Source organism: Kitasatospora sp. NPDC032150 (assembly GCF_055579945.1).
Genome location: NZ_JBVIMH010000053.1, coordinates 20,869 through 27,601 on the forward strand (window position 1 = coordinate 20,869; position 6,733 = coordinate 27,601).

Sequence of the window (6,733 nt, forward strand, 5' to 3'; positions counted from 1 at the left end):
CTGTCCTTCTCCGGCCCGTCGTGGGCGACCGCCTGAAGGCCGATCCGGGCTGCCGCCGGCCCCAGCCGGTAGAGGCCGCGGGAGACCTGCACGAACATGTCGCTGCGCACTCCGGACCGAAGAATTCTATGGACCGCCGAGTCATCTATCCCGGTGAACTGCGAGATTTCTCCGGGTGTGTGTACGGCGCCCCCTAGGTCCGCGAATGCCTGGAGCACGGCGAATACCCGATGGGCATGACCACTGCCGCCGCCCCGGCCCTCCACTGCCGCCTCGCCCGCCCGGTGGTGCACATCTCCCCCTTCGTCACCACGCTTTTGTGAGCAACCTAACGAACGGGTGATACCACGACGGAGTTCCGTCGTACGAACATTCGACTTCCGGTCGATCCTGACCCCCTCCGATCGACCCCCGCCAATCGGTGGACGAACGGTTCGCCCCAGGCCAGTCGGTGGCGCTCCACAATCCGCTTTCTCGCCACGCGAGAAAGCGGTGTCTGGAAACCTGACGGAAACGTTTCCCTGGAATGGGGCACTCCGCATGCGCATGTCGCAGTCGGAATACGGTGCAATCCGATGAGTAAAGGGGGTCGATGAGTTGGCGAGTGCACCTCATTGGATGTCCGCGCTCCGCCGGGTGGGCCGGCTCACGGCGCGCGAGCGGGAAGTCTTCGCGCTGCTAGCAGAAGGGCCGACCAATATGGACATAGCGAAGGAAATCTTCGTCACGGAGCGAACGGTTCGTGCGCACATCGTTAATATTCAGGGGAAGCTTGCGCTGGCCAGCCGCCTGAAAGTCTGTCTCGCGGCCGCGGCATACACCCAGGGACTGTCGCAGACGACAGTGGGCGAACTGAGAATCACCAAGCAGGATGGTTCGCACCACGAATGGTCCGAGCAAGCAGAGGAGGTGAATCCGATGAAGAAGCCTTACCAGGCTCCGAAGCTCACCGCGCGCGGCGCGTTCGCCGCCGCCACCGCCGGTTTCGGCAGGATCAAGGCCGACCAGCTGGTCGGCCGCCTCATCCCGTGAGAGGGCGCATAGCGTGACGAAGGCACTCGGCGGCAGCATCGACCGCTTCGTGATGCTGCCGGACCATGATGCGGCATCCGCTGTTGCCGGGTGCCTTCCCTTCCGACCCACCCACCTGGTGCCACACTCATCCGGGCGCCCCTGGATCCTCGCCGACCTCGCGCACGGCCGGCTCACCAACGTACGCTCCGGCGTCGACGCACTGGTCCTCATCGGCCCGGGCCCAGTCGAGCACGAGTGGCTGCAGACGGCACTCCGGCGCTGCCGGGACATCACCGAACTGGACCGCGCCCTGGCCGAACTCCCCGGTGTCTTCCACCTGTTGGCCACCGTCGGCGGCGTGGTCCGGGCCCAGGGCACGGCCTCCGGCCTCCGCCAGGTCTTCCGCGCTCGGCACGGTACAACCCTGCTGGTCAGCGACCGGGCCGAGACACTGGCCGAGCTGGTCGGCGCACCCGTAGACGAGGCCGCCCTCGCCCTGCGGCTGCTGGAACCCGTCCCCCACCCGCTAGGCGAGCGCACCGCCTGGCACGGCATCGAGCCGACACCACCAGGCAGCTACCTGCGGATCGACAGCCGACAGGCGGTCACGGTACGGCGGTGGTGGGAGCCGCCAGCCCCGACCCGACCAGCGACCGACGGCGCCGGGTACGTCCACGATGCCCTGGACGCCTCCGTTCGCCTGCACCTGACCGGCCGCACGCTGGTCAGTAGCGAACTCTCCGGCGGCTTCGACTCGACCGCGGTCAGCTACCTCGCCCAGTGCGAGCGCACCCGACAAGGCAGCCCGGCCGTACTGGCCATCACCGCGGACAGCCGCGACCCGCTCGACGACGACCGCGACTGGGCGGCCCTCGCCGTCGAACTGAACCCGGCCCTCGACCACCAGATCCTGCCCGCCGAACGGCTCCCGCTCGCCTACGCCGACCTCGCAGGCGCCGCAGCCGAGCGGCTGGACGAACCCTCCATCGCGATCGCGCAGCGCTCGCGAGTGCTCGCCGTGACAGAACTCGCCCGACGGGCCGGCTCGCAGACGCACCTCACCGGCCACGGCGGAGACCACCTATTCGTCGGACTGCCGACCCTCGCGGTCGACCTGCTGCGCACCCGCCCGTGGGCCGCCGTCCGCCGAATCGCCGACTACCGGGGCATGTTCGGCTGGCCGTGGTCAGACACGGCCCGCCAGCTGGCCCAGCGCGGAACCTACCGCCAATGGCTGGCCCGCTCCGCCGTCAGCCGCAGAACGGTCACCGACTGGCGCACCCCGCTGCTCACCTGGGGGGTAACGGCGGCGCTTCCAGAGTGGGTCACACCTCACACCGTCGACCTGGTGCGCGGTGAGCTCGGCCGGGCCGTGGCCACCGCCCGCCCACTGGCCCCGACCCCGGGCCGACACCTGGAACTGGACGGCATCCGCGACGGCGCCCGGCTGGTCAGGGCCCTTGTTGAGATCACCGGCCGCGCCGGCCTGCCGATTTCGGCCCCGTTCCTCGACGACCGGGTGATCGAGGCCGCGCTCTCGGTTCGGATCGAGGACCGGGTCCAGCCGCACTTCTACAAGCCGCTGCTCCGCCGAGCCATGGCCGACGTCCTTCCCGGGCGGCTGCTCGCCCGCACTACCAAGGGCGTGGGGGATCTGGACCTCGCGCTCGGAGCCCGCGAACACGCCGCCGACCTCGCTGGCCTCTGGGCGGACTCACACCTCGCCGCCCGCGGGCTGGTGGACGCGGACCGCCTCACCACCCTCTGCCGCCAGCCCGACGCACCCCAACTCGACGACGGCGCCCTGCTCACCACGGTGGCCTGCGAACTCTGGCTGCGCGCTGTCGACCGCCCAACAACCCGACAGGAGCGATCCGATGTCCCTTCGGCTGCGTGACGACGTGACCCTGGTGGCCACAGACTACGGCGCCGTGCTCCTCGACGAGCGCGCCGGCCGCTACTACCAGCTGAACCCGAGCGGCCGGGTGGCGGCCGAGCAGCTGCTCGCCGGGCGCGACACCGACGACATCGCGGCCGCGATCACGGCCGAGTACGACGTCACCGAGGAACGAGCCAAGGCGGACGTGCTGGCACTGGTCGACCAACTGCGCCGGGCCGGTCTGGTGGGCGGCGCATGAGTGTCGGCATGACCGTGCCCACGGCTCGTCCGAGCAGTCCCGTACGGGCGCTAACCGTGCGGGCGGCCGTCGCCGCCGGGATGCTCCTGGCCCGGCTGTCGCCCCGGCGGTTGCGCGCGGTGCTGGAACGGCTGGCCGCCGGCGCGCACCCGGTCCCCTACCGGCAGGCGGAGGAGTACTACCGCGAGGTCGTCGGGGCAAGCGCCCGCTGCGCGGGCTGGCAGGGCTGCCTACCCCGCTCGATCGCGGTGGGCCTGCTCTGCCGTACCCGCGGCGGCTGGCCCCAGTGGTGCGTCGGCGTGCGTGCCACCCCACCGTTCGCCGCCCACGCCTGGCTGGAGGCCGACGGCCGGATCGTGGCCGAACCCGGCAGCAACGACGACTACCGGGTGCTGATGCTGGTCGGGGCCGGCCGTGGCTAGCAACGCCGCAGGTACTGCTTCCCGTGCGGCTGCGGAGGATCGGGCCGGCCTGGGCCGACTCCTCGCGCTGATCCGCCCAGAGTTCCGCCCGGTTGGCGCGGCTGGCCTGCTCATCGTCGCCGCGTCAGGGCTCGGGCTGGCGCAGCCGCTGCTGGCCGGCACGGTCATCGACCGGGTCCGGACCGGTAACGCCCTGGCCGGCCCGGTGGCCCTGTTGATCGGCCTCTTCGCGGCCCAGACGGCCGTCGACACACTCGGCCGCTACCTGCTCGAACGCGCCGCGGAGAACATCGTCCTGCGACTGCGCCGGCGGCTGGTCGAGCACGTGCTGCGGCTGCGCATCGCCGTCCTCGAACAGCACCGCGTCGGCGACCTGATCGCGCGGGCGAGCAACGACACGGCAGCGCTGCGGGACGCGGTTAACCGCAGCCTGGTCGAGATCGCGGTCGGCGTGCTCACCGTGGTCTGCGCCACCGTCCTCATGCTCGGCATCGACCCGGTGCTCTTCCTCGCCGTGCTGGGAGTGTTCGCGGTCGCCGGCCTCGGCGTGACCGCCGCACTCGACCGGATCAGGGCAGCTGGCGAGCAGGCCCAGACGGCCGTCGGCTCGTTCGCCGCCGACCTGGAGCGCGGGCTCGCGGCGGTGCGCACGATCCGGGTGAGCGGTGCCGAAGAGGCCGAGTCCGAGACCATCGTCGCCTCCGCCGTGGCCGCCCGTTGGGCCGGCGTCCGCGGCGCCCGGCTCAGCGCCGCAGCCGCGCCGGTCACCCAGCTCGCCGCTGGCGGTTCCTTCCTGCTGGTCCTCGTCCTCGGCGGCAGCCGGGTGGCCTCGGGCAGCCTCGAACTCGGCGACCTGATCGCCCTGTTGCTGTACGCCACCTACCTGGTGATGCCGCTCGGCAACCTATTGGACGGCCTGACCACGCTGAAGCGGGCCATGGGGGCGCTGCAGCGCATCGACGACTGCCTCGGCTGGGATGCCGAGCCAGCGGAGCCCGCCACCGCCCTGGCCCGGCCCAGGCCCTCCTCCACCAGCGCGCCGGTCCTCGAATTCCGCGCCGTGGCGTTCTCGTACGGTGAGCGGCCGGCCCTGCGCGGTGTCAGCTTCGAACTCGCGCCCGGCACCCGGACCGCCATGGTCGGCGCGTCCGGCGCGGGCAAGTCCACCATCCTGTCGCTGATCTGCCGACTGCACGACCCCGAACACGGATCGATCCACTACCTCGGGCACCCGGCAGCCAGCATGACGCTACGCCAGTCGCGCTCGCTCCTCGCCCTGGTGGAACAGGACCCGGTGGTGCTGCACGGAACCCTTCGCGACAACCTCACGCTCAGCGGCGAGGCCTCACCGCAGGCACTCGACCGGGCCCTGCGGCAGGTAAACCTGCACCGCCTGGTCGACCGACTGCCACAAGGCCTCGACACGCCCGTCGGCGAGCACGGCGCGCTGCTGTCCGGCGGCGAACGCCAGCGCCTGGCCATCGCACGCGCGCTGCTGAGCCGGCCTGCCCTGCTACTGCTCGACGAGCCCACAGCCAGTCTGGACACCGAGAACGAGACCGCCGTGATGGCCGGGCTGCGCATCCTGCCCGAAGACACCGCAGTGCTGGTGGTGGCCCACCGCCTCTCCACCGTCCGCGACGCCGACCGCATTCTCGTCCTCGACGACGGCCGGGTGGTAGCGGCTGGCGACCACGACGAGCTCATCCGCACCAGCCGGCACTACCGAACGCTGCTCGGCGACCAGATCGACGTCGAGCCCGCACCCACCAGCCCACCCGGAGCCCTGCAGTGAACGACGACCCGGCCGCCCATCAGTTCGCCGAAGCCGTAAGCGGGCTGGCCCCCATCGCGCTGCGCGCCGCGGCGACCCTGCGGCTGGCCGACCACATCCTCGCCGGCCACGACCGCCTGCCGACACTCGCCGAGCACGCCGCTGCCGATCCCGACCTCCTCGACCGGCTCATGCGGTTCCTGGTCTGCCGCCAGGTCTTCGACGAACCCCGGCCCGGCGTGTACGGGCTGACCGGCCTTTCCGCCGCCCTCCTGGACGGCCACCCCTCGCGCCTGCGGTCATGGCTCGACCAGGCCGGAATCGGCGCCCACCTAGACGCCGCGACCGGAAGCCTGCTCCAGGCACTGCGCACCGGCCGCCCGCCCTACCCGGAGCTGCACGGCAAGCCGTTTTACGAAGATCTCGCGGCGAATGCCGCTGGCGTGACCTTCGACAAGCTCCGCAGCCACCACGCAGAGAGCTTCGCCACCGAGCTCGTTCAGGCCTACCCCTGGCCAGCCGAGGGGCACGTGGTGGACCTCGGCGGCGGCACCGGCGTCATGCTAGACGCCCTGATGCGCACGTACCCGCGCCTGAGCTCGACCCTGCTCGACCTGCCGGACGCCGTCCACACGGCAACCGAACGGCTGGCGGCCGCCGGCCACGGCGACCGGTTCACGGCAGTCGCCGGCAGTTTCTTCGAGCCGCTGCCACCGGGCGACGCCTACACGCTGGTGAACGTGCTACACAACTGGGACGACGACGCCGCGCTGCGCATCCTGCGCGGGTGCGCCCAAGCGGCCGGCCCGGACACCGTCGTCCTGGTGGTCGAGCGGCTGCTGGACGAAGGCGACCCCTACGCGATGACCACGATGGACCTTGGGATGTTCCTCTTACTCGGCGGACGGGAACGCACCCTCGGCAGATACAAGGAGCTGGCCACTGCAGCCGGCCTCGTGCACACCGCGACAACCGAGGTGCCTGCCGGGCTGCGCATCCTCGAGTTCACCCGCAGCCACCCGCCAGCCGCGTCCCCAACCTCACGAGTCAGAACAGCTAGCGTTCGGCGGTGGCGATGCGGAACTGGAACAGCGACGCCAGCACCGCCCAGGTGATCTCCACCTCCCGCATCTCGCCGTCCGGCTCCGCACCGGCTCTACTCCTGGTCTTCGCCACCATCGGGGTCTCTCCTCGGGTCGGCGCGGAGCGGGGCTCCGCGCGGTTGCCGAACTGAACCCCCTCACCCTTGAGAAGCGATTCCCAAACCGAAGGTAGGGTCACGTTTTCCCAGGTGTTGCGTCCTGAACGCGAGAAGGAGTTGGTAGTAGGACAGCTTCCAATTGCGGTGCTGTACGGAAGATGAAGGTTTTGGCCCTTCGGAGTCG

7 protein-coding genes and 1 pseudogene are annotated in these 6,733 nt (G+C 70.9%); 6 read left to right on the forward strand and 2 right to left on the reverse strand.

The annotated features are described in order from the left end of the window. Positions 1-125: 125 nt before the first annotated feature. A pseudogene (locus ACZ5ON_RS33960) lies at positions 126-266 on the reverse strand (helix-turn-helix domain-containing protein); the annotation flags it as partial. Positions 267-618: 352 nt separating this feature from the next. On the opposite strand from ACZ5ON_RS33960, the gene ACZ5ON_RS33965 reads away from it, so the two are divergent. The 6 genes from ACZ5ON_RS33965 to ACZ5ON_RS33990 are packed head-to-tail and all read left to right on the forward strand — an operon-like array spanning position 619 to position 6,463. After that, the gene (locus ACZ5ON_RS33965; RefSeq protein ID WP_465600880.1) at positions 619-1,032 is read left to right on the forward strand and encodes a LuxR C-terminal-related transcriptional regulator; all 414 of its coding nucleotides are present in this window, start codon (positions 619-621) and stop codon (positions 1,030-1,032) included. 13 nt (positions 1,033-1,045) lie between these two features. Then, positions 1,046-2,911 carry an asparagine synthase-related protein gene (locus ACZ5ON_RS33970; RefSeq protein ID WP_465600883.1) on the forward strand — a complete coding sequence of 622 codons (1,866 nt, stop codon included), beginning with the start codon at positions 1,046-1,048 and terminating at the stop codon, positions 2,909-2,911. Further along, entirely contained in the window at positions 2,892-3,152 is a 261-nt protein-coding gene (locus ACZ5ON_RS33975) for a lasso peptide biosynthesis PqqD family chaperone (RefSeq protein ID WP_465600885.1), read from the forward strand. Before ACZ5ON_RS33970 ends, ACZ5ON_RS33975 begins: the two co-directional genes overlap by 20 nt. A gap of 8 nt (positions 3,153-3,160) precedes the next feature. Continuing rightward, a complete protein-coding gene (locus ACZ5ON_RS33980; protein ID WP_465600888.1) occupies positions 3,161-3,574 on the forward strand; it encodes a lasso peptide biosynthesis B2 protein in 414 nt (137 codons plus the stop codon). Continuing rightward, positions 3,567-5,369 (forward strand): ABC transporter ATP-binding protein, encoded by a 1,803-nt coding sequence (locus ACZ5ON_RS33985; RefSeq protein WP_465600890.1) that lies wholly within the window; start codon positions 3,567-3,569, stop codon positions 5,367-5,369. The genes ACZ5ON_RS33980 and ACZ5ON_RS33985 overlap by 8 nt, the downstream gene beginning before the upstream one ends. After that, a complete protein-coding gene (locus ACZ5ON_RS33990) occupies positions 5,366-6,463 on the forward strand; it encodes a methyltransferase (protein WP_465600893.1) in 1,098 nt (365 codons plus the stop codon). Before ACZ5ON_RS33985 ends, ACZ5ON_RS33990 begins: the two co-directional genes overlap by 4 nt. Here the strand turns inward: ACZ5ON_RS33990 and ACZ5ON_RS33995 are convergent. Further along, positions 6,405-6,733 (reverse strand): hypothetical protein (locus ACZ5ON_RS33995; protein WP_465600896.1); only part of this gene is annotated, 329 nt, incomplete at its 5' end. The genes ACZ5ON_RS33990 and ACZ5ON_RS33995 overlap by 59 nt on opposite strands.

Bases quoted from the DNA above. Each gene is read 5' to 3' on its own strand.
- ACZ5ON_RS33965 (WP_465600880.1), top strand. From the start codon at position 619: ATGTCCGCGCTCCGCCGGGTGGGCCGGCTCACGGCGCGCGAGCGGGAA.
- ACZ5ON_RS33975 (WP_465600885.1), top strand. From the start codon at position 2,892: ATGTCCCTTCGGCTGCGTGACGACGTGACCCTGGTGGCCACAGACTAC.
- ACZ5ON_RS33980 (WP_465600888.1), top strand. From the start codon at position 3,161: ATGACCGTGCCCACGGCTCGTCCGAGCAGTCCCGTACGGGCGCTAACC.